At 63.5% G+C, this 22,048-nt stretch carries 16 protein-coding genes and 1 riboswitch; of the genes, 9 read left to right on the top strand and 7 right to left on the bottom strand.

Annotated elements, in window-relative coordinates; translation table 11 throughout:
* Positions 1-161: 161 nt before the first annotated feature.
* The 4 genes from QZT63_RS10945 to gshB all read right to left on the bottom strand — a co-directional run bounded on the left by QZT63_RS10945 (position 162) and on the right by gshB (position 4,662).
* The gene (locus QZT63_RS10945; RefSeq protein ID WP_290651126.1) at positions 162-1,580 is read right to left on the bottom strand and encodes a hypothetical protein; all 1,419 of its coding nucleotides are present in this window, start codon (positions 1,578-1,580) and stop codon (positions 162-164) included.
* A 432-nt stretch (positions 1,581-2,012) separates the two neighbouring features.
* Complete coding sequence (locus QZT63_RS10940) at positions 2,013-2,243, bottom strand: NAD-dependent epimerase/dehydratase family protein (protein ID WP_290651125.1); 231 nt, start codon at positions 2,241-2,243, stop codon at positions 2,013-2,015.
* Positions 2,244-2,329: 86 nt separating this feature from the next.
* Positions 2,330-3,004: a hypothetical protein gene (locus tag QZT63_RS10935; RefSeq protein ID WP_290651123.1), complete on the bottom strand. Its 675-nt coding sequence runs from the start codon at positions 3,002-3,004 to the stop codon at positions 2,330-2,332.
* Between the two features lie 713 nt (positions 3,005-3,717).
* Positions 3,718-4,662 carry a glutathione synthase gene (gene gshB, locus QZT63_RS10930; RefSeq protein WP_290651121.1) on the bottom strand — a complete coding sequence of 315 codons (945 nt, stop codon included), beginning with the start codon at positions 4,660-4,662 and terminating at the stop codon, positions 3,718-3,720.
* A 346-nt stretch (positions 4,663-5,008) separates the two neighbouring features.
* Between gshB and QZT63_RS10925 the strand changes: the two genes are divergently transcribed.
* From QZT63_RS10925 to QZT63_RS10885, 9 genes are all read left to right on the top strand, one after another.
* The gene (locus tag QZT63_RS10925; RefSeq protein WP_290651128.1) at positions 5,009-5,368 is read left to right on the top strand and encodes a response regulator; all 360 of its coding nucleotides are present in this window, start codon (positions 5,009-5,011) and stop codon (positions 5,366-5,368) included.
* A gap of 116 nt (positions 5,369-5,484) precedes the next feature.
* Complete coding sequence (locus QZT63_RS10920) at positions 5,485-5,862, top strand: response regulator (RefSeq protein WP_290651119.1); 378 nt, start codon at positions 5,485-5,487, stop codon at positions 5,860-5,862.
* Between the two features lies 1 nt (position 5,863).
* Positions 5,864-6,397 carry a chemotaxis protein CheW gene (locus QZT63_RS10915; protein WP_290651117.1) on the top strand — a complete coding sequence of 178 codons (534 nt, stop codon included), beginning with the start codon at positions 5,864-5,866 and terminating at the stop codon, positions 6,395-6,397.
* A gap of 219 nt (positions 6,398-6,616) precedes the next feature.
* Entirely contained in the window at positions 6,617-8,680 is a 2,064-nt protein-coding gene (locus QZT63_RS10910) for a methyl-accepting chemotaxis protein (RefSeq protein ID WP_290651115.1), read from the top strand.
* Positions 8,681-8,685: 5 nt separating this feature from the next.
* A complete protein-coding gene (locus tag QZT63_RS10905) occupies positions 8,686-9,561 on the top strand; it encodes a CheR family methyltransferase (protein ID WP_290651113.1) in 876 nt (291 codons plus the stop codon).
* 167 nt (positions 9,562-9,728) lie between these two features.
* Positions 9,729-15,650: an Hpt domain-containing protein gene (locus tag QZT63_RS10900; protein ID WP_290651111.1), complete on the top strand. Its 5,922-nt coding sequence runs from the start codon at positions 9,729-9,731 to the stop codon at positions 15,648-15,650.
* A 61-nt stretch (positions 15,651-15,711) separates the two neighbouring features.
* On the top strand, positions 15,712-16,623 hold the full coding sequence (locus QZT63_RS10895) for a chemotaxis protein CheB (RefSeq protein WP_290651109.1): 912 nt from the start codon (positions 15,712-15,714) through the stop codon (positions 16,621-16,623).
* 56 nt (positions 16,624-16,679) lie between these two features.
* Positions 16,680-17,186: a chemotaxis protein CheW gene (locus QZT63_RS10890; protein ID WP_290651107.1), complete on the top strand. Its 507-nt coding sequence runs from the start codon at positions 16,680-16,682 to the stop codon at positions 17,184-17,186.
* 83 nt (positions 17,187-17,269) lie between these two features.
* Entirely contained in the window at positions 17,270-18,001 is a 732-nt protein-coding gene (locus QZT63_RS10885; RefSeq protein WP_290651105.1) for a 16S rRNA (uracil(1498)-N(3))-methyltransferase, read from the top strand.
* 62 nt (positions 18,002-18,063) lie between these two features.
* Here QZT63_RS10885 and QZT63_RS10880 read toward each other — a convergent pair whose 3' ends face one another.
* From QZT63_RS10880 to ahcY, 3 genes are all read right to left on the bottom strand, one after another.
* A complete protein-coding gene (locus tag QZT63_RS10880) occupies positions 18,064-19,413 on the bottom strand; it encodes an adenosylmethionine--8-amino-7-oxononanoate transaminase (RefSeq protein WP_290651103.1) in 1,350 nt (449 codons plus the stop codon).
* A gap of 115 nt (positions 19,414-19,528) precedes the next feature.
* The gene (metF, locus tag QZT63_RS10875) at positions 19,529-20,407 is read right to left on the bottom strand and encodes a methylenetetrahydrofolate reductase [NAD(P)H] (RefSeq protein ID WP_290651101.1); all 879 of its coding nucleotides are present in this window, start codon (positions 20,405-20,407) and stop codon (positions 19,529-19,531) included.
* A gap of 127 nt (positions 20,408-20,534) precedes the next feature.
* A complete protein-coding gene (ahcY, locus tag QZT63_RS10870) occupies positions 20,535-21,941 on the bottom strand; it encodes an adenosylhomocysteinase (RefSeq protein WP_290651099.1) in 1,407 nt (468 codons plus the stop codon).
* Positions 21,942-21,956: 15 nt separating this feature from the next.
* A riboswitch (S-adenosyl-L-homocysteine riboswitch) is annotated at positions 21,957-22,037 on the bottom strand.
* Positions 22,038-22,048 lie beyond the last annotated feature (11 nt).

Here is a 22,048-nt window from a genome sequence, read left to right as displayed (position 1 = left end):
GGTGGCACGAAGGGAACGTCAACCAGCCCCCTCGGAGGCGCCCGCGCCGCGGGCAACAGGCCCGGCGGTTCCGGAGCCGCCCTTTCCTTCTGGCCTTGCCCTGCTTCGCGGGGGTCACCCGCGTGCGGTGCGTGCGAATCGTCTCGACACCCAATCAGCAGTCATGACCACCGTCGGAACATAGTCCTGAGGCTGCGAGCCAGCTTGGCTCCGATTCGTATGAGCAATTTCTGAAGGTCCGAACTAGCCGCAAAGCTACCCTGGGGCCATAACCGTCCATGGGAAGGATGGCGCAGCTGGCGAATTGCCAAGATCACATCGCCCGCTGTGTATGGTTGAGAAAGGGGTCTAACAGACAGCCCGGCGTGGTCTGTTTCCACCGGCATCGCACCCCACGCCAAAGCCTCCCATCGGTCCGGATTGTACCAGAATGTTCTAATGATCTCTGCACTAGCGGCCCTGACATCCGCCCCCACACGAACCGCCTCAGGGTTCAGAACGAGATTGTCGACGAAGGTTGCGCATGATTGCCTAAGCAACCCTAGCCCTGCATCAATGGCAGCAGAATTCTGCTCGGCCTTCAAGACTGGCACTATCTGCCCTTCCCTTTCTGAGTAGCCCAGAACCAGTCCATGATCTCCGGCGCACGCTATTTCAATTATGTTCGTCAGGTCCGGAATAACTTTGATGTATCCCCACTGACGGCTTTCATCGCAAAAATAGGCCTCTCGTTGGCAATAGTCCGCGGTCTGTTCGCCACCCTGCATTAATTGGAAGTAGAATGCTGTCGGCGTCACGGCTCCTGCCTCGACTACGACATGAGCAAGCGCGTTCAGCATCTGACCCCGGCCACATGTATCGACGAGCCCCCACTCGCCAGCATCCAGCATATTCTCTTGCTGCGCGTATCGGATCAACAAGTCCCTAGAATCCGAGGCTCGCTGGAGAATCATTTCGGCGGGAGCTCCCCGCATAAGTACGTCGCTCAGCGCCTTGTGCGATTTCTCGGAAAGGGGCATACTCCAGTCGGGCTCGTTAAGTCCAACCTCGAATAGCGAAGCGCGTATATCCTCCGGGGTGAGAGCGACTCTCGCCAGATAGCTTCGGACGGAACGTTCTCCCGTTCTCCGCAGGATCCAAGCGAGTGCTTCATCATCAATTGCACGTAGCCCTGCGATACGTAGCGCCTGGCGGCTACCGTAGAAGTACCTCAACTCTATGTCTAACCCCGCGATGTTCTGCGACAGACGCCGTGCGATGTCGAGCAGGATCTGCCCATCACGCGAAACGAAGTACAACCTGCGCAGACCAAGGCGCTTCGCGCGTCGCAGAAGCCACAAAACATATCCGACAAGTACCGGTGCGATAACGCCGGCTGACAGGTCCCTCAGCGCCGCCTGTACCGGCGACGGTGCATCTACAGTAAGCCGGGTCATGCGAGATGCACCCGCCATCACCGACGTCAGGCCATCCGTAGCGACGGAGTGTGTCTCCAGGATCTTCTCGTACCTATTCATATGCGCCTGCTCGAAATATTCGGTACGGACCCCAGCCTTCTGTGCTGCCAAAATATCCACCATGTAGTTGTGACCGACGCTCGTTACGGTGTCCAGCGATACCGCCTCACGCTCTGGCTGCCAGCAGAGGATAACTCCTGTCGCTCATTTGATCATCCGGGACACTAGCAACCTTGTCGGGTGTCGGCCCTGAATATATCCGACTGATAGAGGTCTGGAACACGGTCGAGCGTATCTCTGATGTGGTGGGGCGCGGCAAATCCCATGAACGGGCTCGGGGAGGTCTCTGAGCCCAGCCTTCATCGCATCAATATCAAAGCAATCGCCGCGCTCTCGCCCATGCCGGGAAGCGAAATCGCAGGGGTGATTGAAATACTGAAACGCCGACTCCCGCTCCCGTATTGCCCGCCGCACGTGAGGCCAGCAATCCACGTGTTCGGGTCGTCGAATTTTCGGATGGTCTTGATGAATTACGCATGTATTGAACTCCCGAGTTTACGATGCAGAACAACCCACCAGCCCATTGCAGACGTCTGACTCGACGAATCGGAGGGCCGGGTGCCGGAGGTGCGCCGCGACATTCTCCCGCTTGACCGCCGGGCTGTAGAACGGGTCGAAGTTCTCGACTGAGGTCACGGCCCAGCCGTCCGCCAGCAGCCGGTCCACGAGGTGACTACCGATGAACTCGGCCCCGCCCGTCACCAGGGCGCTGCGCACGCGCGCCATCCCCTCGTCCTCAGGCGAGGTAGAATAGTGCTTCATACGGGAGACAATTGTTTGCGGCGAGATACCGTCACCCCAGCATAAGGCGTTTAGGCCGGCGAACTAGATTTGGTGACTGGCGCGGCGGGCGCATCCGACCGAAAGTCGCAGGCCGGCGGAGGATCTCCTCGCATGGTCCGGTCGAACACGACCAGAGCCCCATCGGGACTGATACGCCCTTCTGCGACCTGCGGCCAGTACAACAGCTCCTCCCGCTTGACCGGAGCGTGATTGATGCGCACGGGAATAGACTCCAGTCCCAACGCTGCGGCCACCGCAACACGGTGTTGTCCTGACCTGGTGCTAACGCACCAATTACCCCCCGCATCAGTGAGAAGCATCCCCTTGACATCTCCATCGACACCGTCGTGCCGCTGGTAGCCGTGCAGAGACATCGACTGATACAGCCGGGTAAGACGGAGGATTTCCAATTCACCATTTTCCAGGGAAACTGGCCCATAGTTCTTGTTACCGTCAGTTATCGACAGTTGATATCCGTACTGGGCTGCCTCTCTCTTCCTCCATAAAGCTCTCTTTTGAAGGTCTGGTCTCCCTGCCCACCAGGGCATCGTGTAGGCGTGGGCATGCAGGCCGGAAAGCCCCGGCGCCTGATCCTCAGGCAGTCCCAGCACCTCCGCCGCCGAAGCCGGCTGGCACTGCCGGTAGTAGGCTTCCAGCACCGACCCGGAGAAAGCGGCCGGCGGACCGTCGGCCAGCGTAGCCACGAAGGGGTGGCGCGTAGTGAGGGCGGTGCCCAATCCACTTCGACAGCGGGAGAGGGGAACGTCTACCACCAGGCTGCGGCTCAGGGTAGCGGACTTCCTCAAGAGCAGGTCGCGCGGCGTGTCGTCACTCCTCCGGGCATCGAGGGGCGTGGTACGCCGGATCTGAAAGCCCCTCGCTTTGAAAGCCCGCCGCATGTACGACTGAGCGAATGCATAAAGATTAACGGACACCTTCATGAGTTACCCTGATTCCCGGTGTATGGAAGAAGGCCAAGGATGCGCTGCTCAGGTCGGCACGTACACGATATCAAGCCGCAGTTGCCAGATCGATCTGCCTTGGCGTCTGATTGCCCAGGGTTACAGGACACGAGTGCAGGGGAAACGCATCGACCGGTCATCCCCGGGTGGTGACGGCCTACGCGCCTCGCCATTATCCCGAAAGCCTGCCCGCGTCCGTCCTCGCCATCGAAAACTCCTCCCTCGCCAGCGCCCCTGCCGAGCCCATTCCGGCCAGCCGATACCCTGAGGTGCACCTCTAGGTGACAGCAACGCGGCTAGCACGAAGGGAACGTCAGCCAAACAGACTCCTCGGCGGCATCCGCGCCGAGGGCAACAGGCCCCGGCGGTTGCGGAGCCGCCTTTTCCTTCTCGCCTGCCAGGCTAGCAGGAACGGCGGGCAAAGCGTGCCAGGCCTGGCGTAGTTGCGCCGGCGCTCATAGGCCTGCAGCGAGACGGTCGAGAAGGCGGCCGCTGATATCCGTGCCGTTGATGGCGTCGAGCTCCCGCACGCACGTGGGACTGGTGACATTGATCTCGGTGAGATAGTCGCCGATGACGTCCAGGCCGACAAAGCGCAGCCCGCGCTCGACCAGGGCGGAGCCGACTTGCTGGCAGATCCAGCGGTCACGGGCGCTAAGCGGCACGCTCTCGCCGCGTCCGCCGGCCGCCAGGTTGCCGCGGGTCTCCCCTGCAGCGGGAATGCGCGCTAGCGCAACCTCGAGCGGTTCGCCATCGATCATAAGAATGCGCTTGTCGCCGTCGCGGATTTCCGGCAGGTAGCGCTGCGCCATGATGTACGTGCTGCCGTCCTGGGTGAGTGTGTCGATAATGACCGACGTGTTTGGGTCGCCGTGCGCCACCACGAAGACGGAGCGCCCGCCCATGCCGTCCAGCGGCTTGAGGACCGCCGTTTCCTGTTCGGCGATGAACGCCCGCAAGCGCTCGCTGGCGCTGTCGACCAGTGTGGGGGCGCAGCATTGCGCGAAATGCGCGGTGAATAGCTTTTCGTTGGCATCGCGCAGTGAGGCGGGCCGGTTGACGACGCAGGCCCCGGCGGCTTCCGCACGTTCAAGAAGGTGCGTGGCATAGGTGAACTGCGCGTCGACCGGGGGATCCTTGCGCATGAGGATGATGTCGAGGCTGCCCAGTGCCACCGTCTCGCCCGGGCCAAGGGTATACCAGTTGTGGTTATCGTCGCGGACCTGCAGTGGTCGTGCGTGCCCAAAGGCCTCACCGTCGCGCATGAAAAGATCGCCCATTTCCATGTAGCGCAAGGGCCAGCCTCGCGTCTGCGCGGCCAGCAGCATGGCCAGAGTCGTATCCTTCCCGGGCTTGATGGTGTTGATCGGGTCCATCACAACCCCAAGCTGAGTAGTCATTGGTGTGTGCTCCACCAGTGGTCGGGTTTTCGGCTCACCGGCCGGGGTTCGCGCCGTCAGCCGGTGTCCGGCTCACGCGCTTCGCGGGAGGGATCAGCGTCCCTGAAGCGACGGCGTTCACAGTTTTGCGCGAAGCGCTTTGATAACGTCATCGGCAATGGGGTCTGGACGGGTGCAGCTACCGGGCCGCTCGTTCGCACGCGTCGGCTCATATGCTACAGAGAGCGTCGCGGCGAGGGAACGGAATCCGCCCGGCGCCGCGGCGCAGTGCTGCAGGCCATGAGGAATAGTCGGGGGGGCGGTGGACAACGAAACCAATCAGGATGGGCATTCGAGCCTCAAGGTGATGGTCGTCGACGACAGCAAGACGATACGCCGCACGGCCGAGACGCTGCTCAAGAAAGCGGGCTGCGAGGTCATTACCGCGAATGATGGCTTTGAGGCGCTGGCAAAGATTGCCGACTTGAAGCCGAGCATTATCTTCATCGACATCATGATGCCGCGGCTTGACGGTTATCAGACCTGCGCGCTCATTAAGAACAACGCGATGTTCAAAGACATCCCGGTGATCATGTTGTCCAGCAAGGACGGCTTGTTCGACCGGGCACGGGGCCGGATTGTCGGCTCGCAACAGTACCTGACCAAGCCGTTTACGCGAGAGGAATTGCTCGGCGCCATCAAGCGCCACTTGAACCAGGCGGCCTGATCGGGTTGCGCGGATTCGCTGCCACTGGCACGGCAGGGACACGGGTGTGCGCTTCGGGCGCATGGCAAAACGTGCGTCGATTCATTCGTCCGTTAATCGGAAGGGAGACAGTCTGAATGACCCGGGTTCTCATCGTTGATGACTCACCCACCGAGACATACGTCCTGCGGGGGATGCTGGAAAAGCACGACTACCAGGTGTCCGTGGCGGCAAGCGGTGAGGACGGCATCAAATTGGCTCACGAAGCAACGCCAGATCTCATCCTGATGGATATTGTCATGCCGGGCGTGAATGGGTTTCAGGCGACTCGCAAGCTGACGAAAGATCCAGACACAGCCCATATCCCGATCGTGATTATCAGTACGAAAGATCAGGAAACAGACCGAATCTGGGGCATGCGTCAGGGCGCCAAGGATTACATCAGTAAGCCTGTCACCGAGCAAACTCTGCTCGAGAAGATTCAGAGTGCACTGAAAGGGATGAGGCTCGCTTAGCATGGCCGCCACTGCTTTCGACATGCTGGTTGAGCTGGAGCAATTAGGACGCGGTTTCGCGGGCGACCTCCCGACCGAGGAAGTCCCGGGTGACGTCTGGGCCGGTGTGGGGTTCCGGCTGCGAGGGTGGCGGTTCGTCTGCTCCATGTCCGAGGTGGCAGAGCTGCTCAAGTATCCGGCGATCGCGCCCATTCCGCGAACCAAATCCTGGGTACGCGGCATGGCCAACGTGCGCGGGACGCTGCTTCCGATCATGGATCTGAATGGGTTCTTGGGCGATCACGGGCCGAGCCTGACCCGCCTCAGCCGTGTGCTGGTGGTGCCGATGGAAAACGCCTACACCGGGTTGCTGGTCGATGAGGTCTTCGGCGTGCAGCACTTTCCGCGCGAGAGTCTCGGTGAGGCGCCGGGTGATCTGGACCCCCGTTATGCGTCGTTCGTAACAGGCTCTGTCGAGCACGATGGGGAGGTTTGGCTGGTGTTCAGCATGCCGGCACTGGTGAAGGCGCCACAGTTTCTAATGGTGGCGAGCTGACAGGAGCCGGCAGCTTGTCCCGCAGACCATCGCGGACGAACGAGCCGGAGGCGGTTTGCACTGCATCGTGGAATGCGGCGACCGGTCGGTGATCGGCTCGGCCAAGGCGCATGCAGGTTGGGGCGTTCCAGCTATGGCGTTTGGAGCCCCGTAGCACCAGCACGGGAACATGGCGTTGCCCGGTTTGGGAAGCAGGATTTCTTTGGAGGGACAGGATCCATGAAAGGTGCGCAGAATTCCGCGCCCGCAGCGGGGGTCGGCAAGACCGTTACCGTTCTGAGCGGGCTCATTATCGTCGCGATCGTGCTCATGGTCGTGAGCTTTGCCTATGCGGCCTACCATGCCCGCTTCGACGTGGAGTACATCGAGGGGGCCGAAACCGTCCGTATGCTGTCGCAGAAGCTGGCGAAGAACGCCTCGGCAGCGACCAATGGCAATACCGACGCCTTCTCGCTGCTGGAGGAGGCCCGCGGGGAACTCCAGGGGCACATGACGCTGCTCAGGGACGGGAACCCGGCGCGCGGTCTACTGCCGACGGAGGCAGCGAGCGGGGAGGCGTCCTCCGCACTGGCGATGGTGATGCGCCCTTGGGAACTCGTCGAACGGGACGTCGATGCCATCCTCGATCGACGCGAGATGATCCTGATGGTGAGTGACCTGGCCGATCGCCTCTACGGGACTGTGCCCCAGATCCAGGAGCTCGCCGGTAGCGCGGCCGGCGAACTCGCCGAGGCGGATGCCCTCTCCTCCCAGGGATTCTACGTCGGCCAGCTCATGCTTCACGGCGAGCGCATCGGGCGTTATGCCAGTGAGATGGTGCGTGGCGGTCCCGGTAACGTCAACGCCGCCGAGGGCCTGAAGAGCAGCACGGATGCCATGCGTGGGGTTCTGGATTCTCTGCTCGGCGAGGGTGACCTGCCGGTTGCGGGCGTCAGGCAGCAGGGTGTGCTCCAGTCCGTGCAGGAAATCGATAGTCTGTTCAGCGGCCTGGAGCAGGAGATCAACACGATCCTTGCCGGCTCCCCCGGCCTCTCCGAGGTGCACGAGGCGTCGGGGCGGATCTTCGCAAACTCCGACCGCCTCGAGGCTACCACGGAGCACCTCCTCGGGGTTTATCGCAACCTCCCGGGAGAGCGGGCGCTGCAGGAATGGTACGGTTTTGGCTTCGGTGGCCTGGCGCTGGTCTTGCTTGCAACCCGTGGATTCATCACCCGAGTCCATGTGCGCCGGGAACTGGAGGCTTCGGAAGAAGAGAAACGCCGGGCTGATGAGCAGTCGAAGCAAAATCAACAGGCGATCCTCGATCTGCTCGACGAGATCCAGGGGCTGTCCGAAGGCGACCTCACCGTGCAGGCCTCGGTGGACGAGGCGTTCACCGGCGCCATCGGTGACGCCTTCAATGACTCCATCGACGCCTTGCGTAACCTGGTGACCACGATTAACGACACCTCGGTGCAGGTGTCCTCGGCCGCGCAGGAGACCCAGGCCACCGCCATGCACCTGGCGGAGGCGTCCGACCACCAGGCGCATCAGATTACGGCGGCCTCGGCCGCAATTAACGACATGGCCGTGTCCATCGATCAGGTATCCAAGAACTCGGAAGAGTCCGCGGATGTCGCCCAGCGCTCGGTGGACCTTGCCGCCCGTGGTGGGGAGACCGTGCGGCGAACCATTAACGGTATGGATTCCATTCGTGAGCAGATTCAGGAAACCTCCAAGCGCATCAAACGTCTGGGTGAGTCGTCGCAAGAGATCGGCAATATCGTGGAGCTGATCAACGATATCGCCGACCAGACCAACATCCTCGCGCTCAATGCCTCCATCCAGGCCGCCATGGCTGGTGAGGCAGGGCGCGGCTTCGCGGTGGTGGCCGATGAGGTGCAGCGTCTCGCCGAACGCTCGGGCAATGCCACCAAGCAGATCGAGGCCTTGGTCAGGACCATCCAGACCGATACCAACGAGGCCGTTATCTCCATGGAGCAGTCCACAACTGGGGTGGTCCGTGGTGCGCATCAGGCAGAGGAGGCCGGCGAGGCCTTGCGGGAGATCGAGTCCACGTCCCAGCAGCTGGCCGCGCTGATCCAGAATATCTCGGACGCCGCGCGCCAGCAGGCCCAGGCGGCGGCAAACATCTCCGACACCATGAACGTGATTCAGGAGATCACCTCGCAAACATCGGCCGGTACCAACGAAACAGCCACCTCCATTGGGAACCTGGCCGATCTGGCCAATGAGCTGCGCGAATCGGTCGCCGGCTTCAAGCTTCCCGCGTCCCGAGGGTGACACGCGTGACTGCGGCTGCTTTTGGTTCCCACCGCACCTCTGGCCTGCCAGCCATGGACGATGAAGAGTTCGGCCGCTGGATCGCACTGGTGGAGCGGCGCACGGGGATGACCATGCCCGCCGAACGGAAATCGTTTCTGGTTACCAATGTGGGCCTGCGCATGCGGGAGGTCGGTTTCGAGGACTATGAATCCTATTACCAGCATGTCATCTCCGGTGTGGCCGGCAATCTGGAATGGGCCGCGTTAGTCGATCGACTGACTGTGCATGAAACCCGGTTTTTCCGTGATCCGAAGGCCGTGGGGTACCTGGTTGACCAAGTGTTGCCGGCGCTGGCCCGTGATAACGCCCGCGAGCTCAATGTGTGGAGCGTGGGGTGTTCCACCGGAGAAGAGGTCTACACCCTTGCCATGGCCATCACGGATGCGCTCAAGCGCCAGGAGCGGCCCCCGCATTTTGGTGTAACGGGAACGGATATCAGTCTGCATGCCCTCGGTGTCGCGCGTCAGGGCGAGTACCCGATTCGACGGTTGCGTGACATTCCGGAGACGAAGCGCCTGGCCTACTGCGAGGTGCTGCCGGACGGGGAGCGTTTCCGTATTGCACCCGCACTGCGCCGGCGGGTGTGTTTCGCGCACATGAATGTGCTGGACGTCCTTCCGGCAAGTAGCCGTCAGGTGGACGTGATTTTTTGTCAGAACCTGTTGATCTATTTTGATCGCGCGCGGCGGCAGGCCATCGTGGAGGGGCTCGCCGGCCATTTGCACCCGGGAGGCATCCTGCTCCTTGGCGCCGGTGAATTCGTGCGTGAGTGTCCGGAGGGAATCGAGCGTGCCCCGGACGCCGGTCAAGTGCTGGCATTCCGGCGGCGCACGCCGTGAATCGCGGCTACAGCGACAATGACGCGAGCGTGCCGATTGACGAGCTCGTGCGGGGTAGCCCCCCGTTTCGCCGGTGCTGCGTTGCGCCTCCACGCGCAGCCAAGCTACGCCGTCGTCATTGCGCCTTGCTCTGGCGACGCAGAGGGCCTCGGAGGTAACGCGAACTTATGAATCAGGACACGAGTACACTGGGCTGGGTTCGCAAGGAGTTGGAGGCCACCCTCCAGCAGGCGGGGCAAGCACTGGAAGACTACGCCGAGGACTCCAGCGACCGCACGCGGCTGCGCTTTTGTGCCACGTACCTGCACCAGGTTTACGGCACGCTGCAAATGCTGGAACTCTACGGGCTGTCTCGGCTTGTGCAGGAAATGGAGCGGGTCTTGGAGGGCCTGATCAACGGCGATCTCGCCCAGACGGGAGATGCTGAAGAGACTCTCATGCGGGGTATCCTGTCTGTCGCTGACTATCTGGAGCGTGTTCAGCGTGGCCAGCGTGACAGCGCCGCACTGGTGTTGCCGCTACTCAATGATCTGCGCGTCCTCCGCGGTGCATGCCCGCTGACACAAGGCGTCCTCTTGGCCCCGGACCTGGGGGCACGGCCGGGTGCTCCCAGGCACGAGCGTCCGGGTGCCGGCTCGATTGCCGGGGTGGCGCGCCAGCACCGCCCTGCCTATCAGCGTGCACTGCTGGCCTACCTGCGCGGCGAGTCGATGGAGCGCAGCCTCGAGCGCATGCAAACCGTTCTCGAGCAGCTCGAGGCCGCGTCCGGCGACGATGGCAGCGGTGAACTCTGGTGGGTTGCCGCCGGTCTCGTCGATGGCTTGCGTCTTGAGGAACTCGAGACAACCCCCGCTGTGAAGAGCCTGCTTGGCCAAGTGGATCGGCACCTCAGACAGGTGATCGACCACGGCGGATCCGCCCTCGTGGAAGAGCCGTCGCGGGCTCTGTTCAAGAACATGCTCGACCACATCGAGCAGCTCGGTGTGTGCACTGGCCGACTGGGCGAGATTCAGCGGCGGTTCTCGCTTGGCGGTGACCTGGGCGACACGCCGCAGGCTGCCAATGCGGAAAACATCGGCGGCTATCAACCAGGCTCCGACATCCTGCAAAGTGTCGCGGACGCTCTGGGCGAGGACCTCACCACCATCAAGGATGCGCTGGACCTGTACGTCCGCGGCAATCAGTCCGAACCTGACCGCCTGAGCGGCATGGACGACATGCTCAAGCGTATCGCCGACACCCTCGGGATGCTCGGTTTAGCTGTGCCTCGGTGCGTGATACGTGAGCAGGTGCCACTGGTGGAGCGCCTTGCCGAGGGCCAGGCCGGCGTCGAACAGGAACTCATGGACTTCGCCCGGGCGCTGCTGTACGTCGAGTCAGCGCTGGACGGTTTAGTCGACCGTGGCGGGGCTCCGGAGGTCATCGAGGCATCTGACAAGGACATGGGCGGCGATCCGGTCGTACTGCAGGACAGGGATTTCGTCGAGCTCGACTACCGCGGTGTGTATCTCACCGCCATCCGCGAGGCCGTGTCTGATTTCGGCGCCATCAAAGCAGCCCTTGTGGCGGTGACGGAAGGCCGTGGCGAAGCGCAACCGGCCGACCTGGAGCCGCTGCTGCGGCGACTCCAGGGTGTCCTGGAGATGCTCGACCTCGTGCGTGCGGGAGGGTTGCTCAACGCGGCCGGGCGTTGCATCCGCGAGGAAATCATCGAGGCCGGGGAATTACCGCCCGAGGACCGCCTCGACAGCCTGGCGGATGCCATCACCAGCCTGGAGTACTACCTCGAGGCCGTGCTGGAAAATCGTAGCGGGCGTGAGCGCATCCTGGATGTGGCCGAGGAGAGTGTCCGTGTGCTCGGCTACGCGAGCGCCACTCTCAGCGATGATACATCCATGGCCTCGGGAGAGGTGGAGCCGGTCGCCGTTGCAGCGGGGCTGGCAACCGGGACCGAGGGAGCGGTCGCTGCCGCGACGGTGGCTCCGGATTGGGACGAGTGGTCAGCGGGCGAGGCCGTGACCGAAGCGCCTACACCGGGGCCGCTACCGGATGCGGCAGCTGAACCCGCGCAACGCATTGTGCCTCCTCCGGCTGCCGGGACCGACATCGCCGCATCGCCAGCACCGGCGGAATGGACGGGATCGAGCGGCGGCGTTGATTTCGATGTCGCGGTGACAGCCGCGGAACTGGACCCGGAGATCCTTGAGATCTTCCTGGAAGAAGTTTACGAGTGCGTGGAGTCGATCCGGGAGAGCTGCCCGCGCTGGCGCGCCGATACGGGGCAGCCGGACGCCCTGATGACCCTCCGGCGCACGTTTCATACCCTCAAGGGCAGCGGGCGGCTGGCCGGTACCCTGTTGCTTGGTGAGCTTGCCTGGTCGGTGGAGCGTCTGCTCAACCGCATCATCGACGGCTACGTGACCAGCGGGCCGCAGGTGTTCTCGTTGATCGATCATGTGCAGGACGCGGTACTCCAGCTGGTCAAGGAACTCCAGAGCGGCCAGGCGCCGACCGCGGACGTCCGGGCGCTGATGCGCGAGGCGGTGCGCCTGGCGGACGGTGACCCGGAGCCGGAATCGCTCGCAGCGTTTGCAGCGGATGACAGCACCGGCGAGCCTGCCAAGGCGCAGGGCGCCGCAGAGGCCGTGGAGGTGGAGGCCGAATCGGCACCCGGGTTGGCAACGCCGGACGACGCGCTGCCGACTGAAGTGCCCATCCCTGCGCCGGGGCCGGCGGAGGCCGAGTTCGTCGGCGAGCAGGGCGGGGACGAGGGCGGCGTGGAGGCCGGTAGCGCGTGCGAACAGGATACGGCGTTCGCCGGCACTCAGGGCATGGATGCTGCCCTTTATGACATCTTTCGCAATGAAACGGCGAGCCACCTGCGCGTGGTCCGCGATTTCATTGCGGCCGGTGATGGCCACGTGGACGTCCCGATCTGCGAGGACTTTCTGCGCGCACTGCACACCCTAAGCGGCAGTGCGCGCATGGCGAATGTGCAATCCGTGGCGACATTGGCGCGCGATCTGGAACTCCATGCCACCACGCGCTGCGGTGAAGGCCGGGGGCTGGACGAGCACGAACGCCGCCTCATGGCCCAGGGCGCGGAGCTGCTCGAGCAGATGGTGGTATCGCTGGGCCAGGGCGACACTCCGCCCGATTCCAGCGAGCTGCGCCGCGAGCTTGCCTCACTGGCTGCTTCCAGCGCCACGGCTGAGGAAGCGCGCGTGCTGGCGGCAACCGGCCCCGAGCCGCGCCCAGAGGCATCATGGGCCGATGGCGACGAGTCGCCGCAGGACGACGTTGACCAGGATCTGGTGGCGTTGTTCCTGGAAGAGGCGGGCGACATCCTCGCCTTTCTCGACGACACCCTGACCCGCTGGGAGGATGACCCCGAGCACGAAGGATCATTGTCGGAGCTCCAGCGCTCGCTGCATACCCTCAAGGGCGGCGCCCGATTAGCGCGCTTCGACGCGATCGCCGGCCTTTGTCATGCCGTGGAAAGCCTGGTGAACGATCTCGAGGGCGGGCGTGTTGCCGGTGACGACGAGTTCTTCACGGTCCTGCGCGATGCCTTCGATGAGCTGGTGCGTTTGACCAATGCCGCTCGCGAGCCGGGTGAAGGCGATGATGCGCAAGCCATTATCGGCCGCATCGACCGGCTGCGTGGCGCCAGCGGCTGCCATGACGGCGAGCCGACAGCGCCCGAGGATGAAGGCGAACGCGAACTCATGGACCTGTTCCTGGAGGAAGCGAGCGAGATTCTGCAGGGCATCGAATCCGTCCAGCATGCATGGATGGAAACGCCCGATGATCGGGGTCTCGTCCAGGATCTGGAGCGCGCGTTGCACACCCTGAAAGGTGGTGCCCGGATGGCCGGGTATCGGCCGATGGCCAATCTGAGCCACGCGTTGGAGTCGTTGCTGGTGCGGTTTCGCGATGGCCAGCACGTCGCCGACGCGCGGCTGTTTGATCTCTTGGACCGCAGCCATGATCGTCTGCACTGGCTGCGCGAGCAAGCCGCAAGCGGGATTCCCCTGGGGGAAGCCACGGATCTTCTGACCCAGCTCGAGCAGATGCAACCGGCGGGTGAGGAGGACCGGGCTGATCGGGCCGTGACTGTTGCCGACACCGGCGCCGTGGGGACGCCGGTTATCGAGCCGGCGCAGCGACCCGTCCAGTCCAAGGATGATGGTAACCGCACCGCCCGGGAGGAGCAGATCCGCGTGCGTGCGGACCTGCTCGATAGCCTGGTGAGCTATGCCGGTGAGGTCAGCATCTACCGTGCGCGACTGGAGCGGCAGGTGGGGGCGTTCCGTTTCAATCTGGGTGAGCTCAATCAAACCGTCGAACGGCTGCGTGAGCAGCTGCGGACCCTGGAGATCGAAACCGAAGCCCGGATCCCCTACCGCTACGACCGGGAGCTCGCCGGTGATGTTGCGTCGGCGGCGGCGGGCGGTCAGGATCAGGAGGAAGGGTTCGATCCCCTGGAGCTCGATCGTTTTACGCGCATGCAGGAGCTTTCGCGGCGCCTGGGGGAATCGGTCAACGACCTGTCCAGCATTGAATCCCTGCTGGACCAGCTCTCGCGCGAGTCGGAAACCCTGCTGCTGCAGCAATCCCGAGTGAATACCGAACTCCAGGACGGCCTCATGCGAACCCGCATGGTGCCCTTTGCCAGCCTGGTGCCGCGGCTGCGGCGGATCGTTCGCCAGACTGCCGGCGAGCTGGGCCGCAAGGCCGAGATCCGGGTCCAGGGGGCGCAAGGGGAGATGGACCGTAGCGTGCTGGATCGGGTGGTGGCGCCGCTCGAGCACATGCTGCGCAACGCCGTTGCCCATGGGATCGAGTCCCCTGAAGAGCGACAGGCGGCCGGCAAGCCCGAGGCCGGTCAGATCACCTTGACCTTGGACCGGGAAGGAGCCGAAGTGGTGCTTTGGGTGGCCGACGACGGCGCCGGCATGAACCTGGAAGCTATCCGGCGCAAGGCGCATGAGCGCGGCTTGCTGCGGGAGGCCGGCGAGCTCACGGATCGCGAAGTGATGCAGTTCGTCCTGGAACAAGGCTTCAGTACGGCCCGGGAAGTGACGCAGGTAGCCGGCCGTGGGGTCGGCATGGACGTGGTGAACGCGGAAATCAAGCAGCTTGGCGGAACCCTCGAGATCGAATCCGAGCGCGGCAAAGGTACACGGTTTATCGTCCGCCTGCCGTTTACGCTCGCGATGAACCAGGCACTGCTTTGTGCCACCGGCGAGCAGACCTACGCCATCCCGCTGACTAGCATAAGCGGTGTGGTGCGGGTGCCCCGTGACCAGATGCGGACCTATCTTTCCCAGGGCGAGGAGGCCAAGTATCACTACTTGGGTCACGACTACCAGGTGACAGCACTGTCGCTGATGCTCGGCGACGGCGAACCCAGCCTGGCCGGGCACGACGATCACGTCCCCCTCGTCCTGCTCCACAGTGGCGATTACCGGCTGGCCATGCATGTCGATGAGCTGATCGGATCTCGCGAGATTGTTGTCAAGTCGGTCGGCCCGCAGATTAGCACCGTGCCCGGCATTTACGGCGCGACGATTCTCGCCGACGGTCGCGTCGTGCTCATTCTTGAGATGAGCGCTCTCATGCGCCAGGGTGCGGTGGCTGGTCTTGCAGACGACGCCCTGGAGGATGTCGGTACGGAAAGCCTGCCTGCGCTCGACGTGGCTGCGGAGCCACTCGTCATGGTGGTCGATGATTCCATCACCATGCGCAAAGTGGCGGCGCGGTTGCTGGAGCGCAATCACATGGAGGTCGTAACGGCCAGCGACGGGGTGGATGCCGTGGCCAAGTTGCAGGACACGGTCCCGGATGCCATGTTGCTGGATATCGAAATGCCGCGTATGGACGGTTACGAGCTGGTCATGCACATGCGCAATGACGCCCGGCTGCGCGATGTGCCGATTGTGATGATTACGTCACGCACCGGCGAGAAGCACCGCCAACGCGCGCTCAATCTCGGCGTCGACCGGTATCTGGGCAAACCTTACCAGGAGTCGGATCTTCTCGGAAATCTGGAGGAGTTGCTGACAACACGCCATGGGGGCCACTGATACATTGGCAAGGCCCGGGTGGGGTGCGGTACGGGTCGGGCTCGTCGGCGCGGATGTGGCCATGCGCGCCGTGCTACGGGAGGGGCTGGCGCAGCACGGGCTCGAGGTCGCCCTGGAAACGGATCTCGCGAACGTCCTGGCGGGTTTGTCCCGAGCGGACCTTCAGGCCCTTGTCGTGGACATGCGTACTGCGGGAGATCGGGATCTGGATGCGCTCAATACATTGCTGGATGGCGAGGACCTTCCCCCCGTCCTCTTCCACGAGGAGGCCCCGGCGCATCACCAGCATGTCTGGATTCGCCGGCTTGCTGGAAAAATTTTGGGCATGGTCGCGCCCGCCGCGACCGGCGATGCCATTGCCCTCGAGACACCGGTACCGGAAATGGCGGCTGGCCCCCGTTTGTGGGTGCTGGGCTCGTCCGTCGGCGGTCCCCAGGCGGTGAAGCGCTTTCTTGGCGCCTTTCCGGTAGTGCCGGAGGCCACGCTCATTGTGGTTCAGCACATCGGTGTCGGTTTCGTCGATCTATTGGCCGCCCAGCTCGACCGCGCCACCCGGTTACATGTCGAGCCCCTGTCTGAGGGCGTGGATCTGCACCTCGGAAGGGTCTACGTGATGCCGGTGAACCATGCCCTGTACCTCTCGGACATGAAGCGGGTCGAGCTCCGGGCTGAACCAGCACCTGGCCGGCGTTGCAGCCCCAGCATCGATGGGGTCATGCGAGAGGTCGCCCGGGTCTATGGTCCGAGCGCGGGCGCTATCGTTTTCAGCGGCATGGGAGACGATGGTACCGAGGGGGCGCAGGCCGTGGCTGCAGCGGGCGGCACGGTTTGGGCGCAGGACGCGGCCAGCTGTGCCATCAGCAGCATGCCGAATCGCGCTGCCGCAACCGGAGTGGTCGCTTGGCGCGGCAACCCCGAGGAATTGGCCCGGGCGCTGCTGCACTCCACGCACCCGGAACAGCAACAGGCCTGATTGCGTCTGCGCGTGTCCGCGCGCACGACGGGCCTAAGAGTATGAGAGACGGATCGATGCCGGACACAGATGACTCGATGCGCAGTCTGCTGCTGCCCCTGGAAGACAGCAACCTGCTGCTCCCCGAGACGATCGTTGCGGAGGTGGTGGACTACACCACCCCCAAGGGCTCAAGGGACGCCGAACAGCCGCACTGGCTGCTTGGACTCGTGCCGTGGCGGGGGCAGCACTTGCCCTGCGTTGCCCTCGAGGCCCTGAATGGCCTGCCCGTCGCGGATGCCGGTTCACGGGCCCGGACCGTGGTGCTCAAGGCCGTGGGCGGACGCGCCGGTATGCCGTACGTCGCCGTTCGCACCCGCAGCATTCCGCGGCTGGTGAATGTCCATCGGCGGGCTCTGGAGCCGGTGGAGGAAGCGGAAGGTCAGGGTCCGGTCGTGCGGCAGGCGGTGTTGGCCGAGGGCGAGCCGGCGCTGATCCCCGATCTGGATTACATCGAGGCCCAGACCCACCGCGCCTTGTTCGACTGGCAGCCCGCTGAGAATCCGTTTGAGCAGGCCTACTAGCAATTCGCGGACATGTGCCGTGGCGCAGCGAGCTGGAACAGCGCCAGGATGGCCTTTTTTCAGCATCCTGTTAGGGTTACGCCATGCGAATCCCGCGGATCCACGTGCCGGGGCCGCTCGCGGAAGGAGTGGAACTGACTCTGGAAGGGGCGGCAGCCAACCATCTCCGGGTACTGCGGCTGCGCGCCGGCCACCCCCTGGTCGCCTTTGACGGTCGGGGTGGCAGTCATGATGCCCAGGTCATTGCCGTGGAGCGGCGGCGCGTGGCAATCCTCCTGACGGGGGCCCGCGACGGCGGCGTGGAATCGCCGCTGCACACCGTGCTGATCCAAGGCATCAGCAAGGGCGAGCGCATGGACTGGACCATTCAGAAGGCGGTGGAACTGGGGGTCAGCCGGATCATCCCCGTGATCACGGCCCGCAGTGTCATCAACACCGAACCCGCCCGCCTGCAAAAAAAGGTTGATCATTGGCGCAGTATCGTCATCAGTGCCTGCGAGCAGTGCGGCCGGAATCTCCTTCCGGCCCTGGACGATGCCCGCCCCCTGTCCTCGCGATGGGCCGAATTCCCCGGCGGGGTGCGGCTGTTTCTGAATCCGCAGGGGGGCTGCCGGGTCAGTGATCTGCCACCCCCCGGGGAGGCGGGCTGCACATTGCTGATCGGCCCGGAAGGTGGGCTCAACGAGCGGGAGGCCTCCGGCGCCAGGGAGAACGGGTTCGAGCCCGTGCGTCTCGGCCCGCGCGTGCTGCGCACCGAGACCGCCGGTGTCGCTGTCCTCGCCGCGTTACAAACGCTATGGGGGGATCTGGCGTGACGGGCCGAAGCCGGCGCGCGGCGCCCAGGCGCGGTTGAGCAGCACCAGCACGACGACCCGTTTCAATCTCGGGTCGCCAGCTCGATACCCTCGCTGGCGACCGTGGCCAGATGGTCAATCTGCGCCTCGTGGATGACGTAAGGCGGCATGAGATAGACCACATTGCCGAGCGGTCGCAGCAACGCCTCGCGGGTCAACGCGTGCTGGTAGACACGCAGCCCGCGCCGCTCCTGCCAGGGGAATGGTTCGCGGCTCGCCTTGTCCTTCACCATCTCTATGGCCAGCACCATGCCGTGCTGGCGGATCTCGCCCACATGCGGGTGGCTCTCCAGGTGCGACACGGCCTGGCGCATGTACTCCGCCAGGCTGCGATTGCGCGCGATGACTTGGTCCTGTTTGAAGATGTCCAGGGTTGCCAGCGCGGCGCGGCAGGCCAGGGGGTTGCCGGTGTAGCTATGCGAGTGCATAAACGCGCGCAGCGTCGCGAAATCATCGTAGAATGCCTGGTAGACGGTGTCATTCGTCATCACCACGGCGAGCGGCAGGTAGCCGGCGGTGAGTCCCTTGGAAAGCAGCAGGAAGTCCGGGCAAATCGCGGCCTGTTCACAGGCGAACATCGTGCCCGTGCGCCCGAACCCCGTGGCGATCTCATCGGCAATCAGGTGCACGCCGTGGCGATCACAGGCCTCGCGGAGCAACTCCAGATACGCGGGGTGGTACATACGCATGCCGGTGGCGCATTGAAGCAGCGGCTCGACGATAACCGCCGCCGCCTCATGGGCGTGGGCCTCAAGGGCCGTCTCCATCAGCTCGAACATTCGGCGGGTATGGCTTTCCCAGCTCTCGCCGTCCGCCCGATGGAAGCAGTCCGGCGACGGCACCGTAATGGCCTCCATCAGCAACGGCTTGTAGGTCTCCTTGTAAAGGGCGACATCACCGACCCCCAGTGTGCCCAGGGTCTCGCCGTGATAGCTCTGGCTCAGCGTGATGAATTTGGTTTTGCCCGCATCGCCGCAATTCTTCCAGTAGTGGTAGCTCATCTTCAAAGCCACTTCGACGGCACTGGAGCCGTTGTCGGTGTAGAAGCAGCGGCTCAACGGCGCGGGCGTGATGTCGACCAGGCGCTCTGAGAGGTCCACCACGGGCTTGTGGGAAAAACCGGCCAGGATGACGTGCTCCAGCTCGTCGAGCTGTTGCTTGAGGGCCTGATTAATCCGTGGATTGGCGTGGCCGAACAGGTTGACCCACCAGGAGCTGATGGCGTCGATGTAGCGATTGCCGTCGAAGTCCTCCAGCCACACCCCTTGGCCCCGCTTGATGGGCACCAGCGGCAACCATTCGTGGTCCTTCATCTGTGTGCAGGGGTGCCAGACGGCATTGAGGTCGCGGGCGATGATGTCGCGATTGTTCATGACGGCAACTCCGGCTTCGTGCTTCGCCACGGTGCTGAACGTGATGAGGTTTTCGGGGGCATTGGGCCGTCCCCCGAAAACGCGTCTGGCACCTTAGCGCCCCGACAGGGCCGGATCAATCGGCCTTGGCCATTCGCCGGGTGAGGCCGAGATTATGCCAAATGGCTTCACTGGCCTTGGCCTGATTGAGGGTATAGAAGTGCAGCCCCGGGGCGCCGGCCTCGAGGAGGTCCGAGCATAGCTGGGTGACAACATCGATACCGAAGGCCTGCATGGACGCCTTGTCGTCGTCGTCGAACGCTTCCAGCCGCTTGCGCAGCCAGCGCGGAATGTCGGCACCGCAGGCGTCGGAAAAACGCGCCAGCTGCTTGAAATTGACGATCGGCATGATGCCCGGAACAATCGGGATGTCGACGCCCATCTTCTCGCAGCTGTCGACAAACCGGAAGTAGGCTTCAGGCGCATAGAAATACTGGGTCATCGCACTGTCGGCGCCTGCATTGACCTTGCGTCGGAAGTTCTCGAGATCGGCAAAGGCGTCCTTCGCGTCCGGGTGAATCTCCGGATAGCAGCCCACTTCAATGTGAAAGTAGTCGCCGTGCTCCTGGCGGATGAACTCCACGAGCTCGTTGGCATACTTGAAGTGGCCGGGGCCACCGCCGGTGCCGGAGGGCATGTCGCCACGCAGGGCGACGATATTCCGAACGCCGTTGTCGCGGTAGCGCTGCAGCAGTTCACGGATGCTCGCAGGTGTGGCGTCAATGCACGACAGATGCGGCGCCACATCAATGCCGGAGCGCCTCTGAATGGTCAAAACCGTCTCGAACGTACGCTCGCGCGTGGATCCGCCTGCGCCAAACGTGACGGAAAACAGCCGCGGCCCCAGTGCGGTGAGGCGCTCGCGGGTCCGGCGCAGCCGCTCCTCGCCCTCCTCATTTTTGGGCGGAAAGAACTCGAAACTGTAGACCGGTGAGTGTTTCTTCTGGGATTCCATATCATCACCCCCGTATCGCGAGTACCGCCGGTGCGCGGGCGGGTTGTTCGCGCACCGGCGCGCCACCCGTCCCGGGCGCTGTCACCAGCGCCGCGCCGGGTGGGCCGAAGGACCGAAAGGCGCTCGCTCAGTACCGGTAGGTGTCCGGCTTGAACGGGCCATTCACGTCCAGATCAAGGTACTCGGCCTGCTCCTTGGACAGTTGCGTCAGTTTGGCACCGAGCTTCTTCAGGTGCAGCTCTGCCACCTTCTCGTCCAGGTGCTTGGGCAGCACGTAGACCTTATGTTCGTAGCTGTCGCGATTCTGCGCCAGCTCGATCTGTGCGAGCACCTGGTTGGTAAACGAATTGGACATTACGAAGCTGGGGTGGCCCGTGGCACAGCCGAGATTGATCAGGCGGCCCTCGGCCAGCAGCAGGATCTTGTGGCCGCTCGGCAAGGTGATGTGATCGACCTGCGGCTTGATGTTGTCCCACTCGTAGTTGCGCAAGCTCGCTACGTCGATTTCGTTGTCGAAGTGACCGATGTTGCAAACGATGGCGTTGTGCTTCATCCGTAGCATGTGTTCGTGGGTGATCACGTGGTAGTTGCCGGTGGCGGTGACAAAGATGTCGGCCTTGTCGGCGACGTCGTCCATTGTGACGACCTGGAGGCCAGCCATCATGGCCTGCAGGGCGCAAATCGGGTCGATCTCGGTGACCCAGACTGTGGCACCCATGGCCTTGAGGCTCTGCGCAGAGCCCTTGCCGACGTCACCGTAGCCGCACACCACGGCAATCTTGCCCGCGATCATCACGTCGGTGGCGCGCTTGATGCCGTCCACCAGCGACTCGCGGCAACCGTACAGGTTGTCGAATTTGGATTTGGTGACCGAGTCGTTGACGTTGATGGCCGGAAACGGCAGCGCGTTGGCCCGCTCCATGCGCAGCAGTTTGGCAACGCCAGTGGTGGTCTCCTCGGTGACACCCTGGATCTGGCTCAGCTGCTTGCTGTACCAGCCGTGATTGGTCTCAAGCCGCGCCTTGATACTGGTGAACAGGGCCTTTTCCTCCTCGCTCCCCGGATGGTCCAGGAAGGAGGGGTCCTGTTCGGCCTTGGCCCCGACCGTCAGCAGGGTTGTGGCGTCGCCACCATCATCGAGGATGGAGTTCGCGCCCTGGTCGAAGTCGAAGATGCGGTGGATGTACTCCCAGTACTCGTCCAGGGTCTCGCCTTTGTAGGCGAACACCGGCACGCCGCGCTTGGCGATGGCGGCGGCGGCGTGGTCCTGGGTGGAGTAGATGTTGCACGAGGCCCAGCGAACGTCCGCGCCCAGTTCCACGAGGGCCTCGATGAGCACGGCGGTCTGGATGGTCATGTGCAGCGACCCGGCAATACGCACGCCCTTCAGGGGTTGCTTGGCACGGAATTCCTCGCGCACCGACATCAGGCCGGGCATCTCGGTCTCGGCAATCTCGATTTCCTTGCGGCCCCATTCAGCGAGGCCGATGTCACGCACGATGTAGTCGTTCTGACTCTCTACGACGGCATTCATTGGTGCTGACTCCGATTTCGCTGAGCGCCGTTGATGTGAATTGGGATCCGGCTGAGCCTGGCAGACCATGGGCCTGTTGCAACGCTCCTCAGCCGGATCGTCGGCCG

Origin of the sequence: Aquisalimonas sp., from assembly GCF_007120195.1 — a bacterium.
In the GTDB taxonomy this organism is placed as follows: domain Bacteria; phylum Pseudomonadota; class Gammaproteobacteria; order Nitrococcales; family Aquisalimonadaceae; genus Aquisalimonas.
This window is presented reverse-complemented; position numbering and strand designations above follow the sequence as displayed.

Coding starts and splice junctions, on each gene's coding strand:
- QZT63_RS10945 (WP_290651126.1), bottom strand. CDS start 1,580: ATGGTGGATATTTTGGCAGCACAGAAGGCTGGGGTCCGTACCGAATAT.
- QZT63_RS10940 (WP_290651125.1), bottom strand. CDS start 2,243: ATGGCGCGCGTGCGCAGCGCCCTGGTGACGGGCGGGGCCGAGTTCATC.
- gshB (WP_290651121.1), bottom strand. CDS start 4,662: ATGACTACTCAGCTTGGGGTTGTGATGGACCCGATCAACACCATCAAG.
- ahcY (WP_290651099.1), bottom strand. CDS start 21,941: ATGAATGCCGTCGTAGAGAGTCAGAACGACTACATCGTGCGTGACATC.
- QZT63_RS10925 (WP_290651128.1), top strand. CDS start 5,009: ATGGTCGTCGACGACAGCAAGACGATACGCCGCACGGCCGAGACGCTG.
- QZT63_RS10890 (WP_290651107.1), top strand. CDS start 16,680: ATGCCGGACACAGATGACTCGATGCGCAGTCTGCTGCTGCCCCTGGAA.
- QZT63_RS10920 (WP_290651119.1), top strand. CDS start 5,485: ATGACCCGGGTTCTCATCGTTGATGACTCACCCACCGAGACATACGTC.
- QZT63_RS10880 (WP_290651103.1), bottom strand. CDS start 19,413: ATGAACAATCGCGACATCATCGCCCGCGACCTCAATGCCGTCTGGCAC.
- metF (WP_290651101.1), bottom strand. CDS start 20,407: ATGGAATCCCAGAAGAAACACTCACCGGTCTACAGTTTCGAGTTCTTT.
- QZT63_RS10885 (WP_290651105.1), top strand. CDS start 17,270: ATGCGAATCCCGCGGATCCACGTGCCGGGGCCGCTCGCGGAAGGAGTG.
- QZT63_RS10895 (WP_290651109.1), top strand. CDS start 15,712: ATGCGCGCCGTGCTACGGGAGGGGCTGGCGCAGCACGGGCTCGAGGTC.
- QZT63_RS10915 (WP_290651117.1), top strand. CDS start 5,864: ATGGCCGCCACTGCTTTCGACATGCTGGTTGAGCTGGAGCAATTAGGA.
- QZT63_RS10900 (WP_290651111.1), top strand. CDS start 9,729: ATGAATCAGGACACGAGTACACTGGGCTGGGTTCGCAAGGAGTTGGAG.
- QZT63_RS10910 (WP_290651115.1), top strand. CDS start 6,617: ATGAAAGGTGCGCAGAATTCCGCGCCCGCAGCGGGGGTCGGCAAGACC.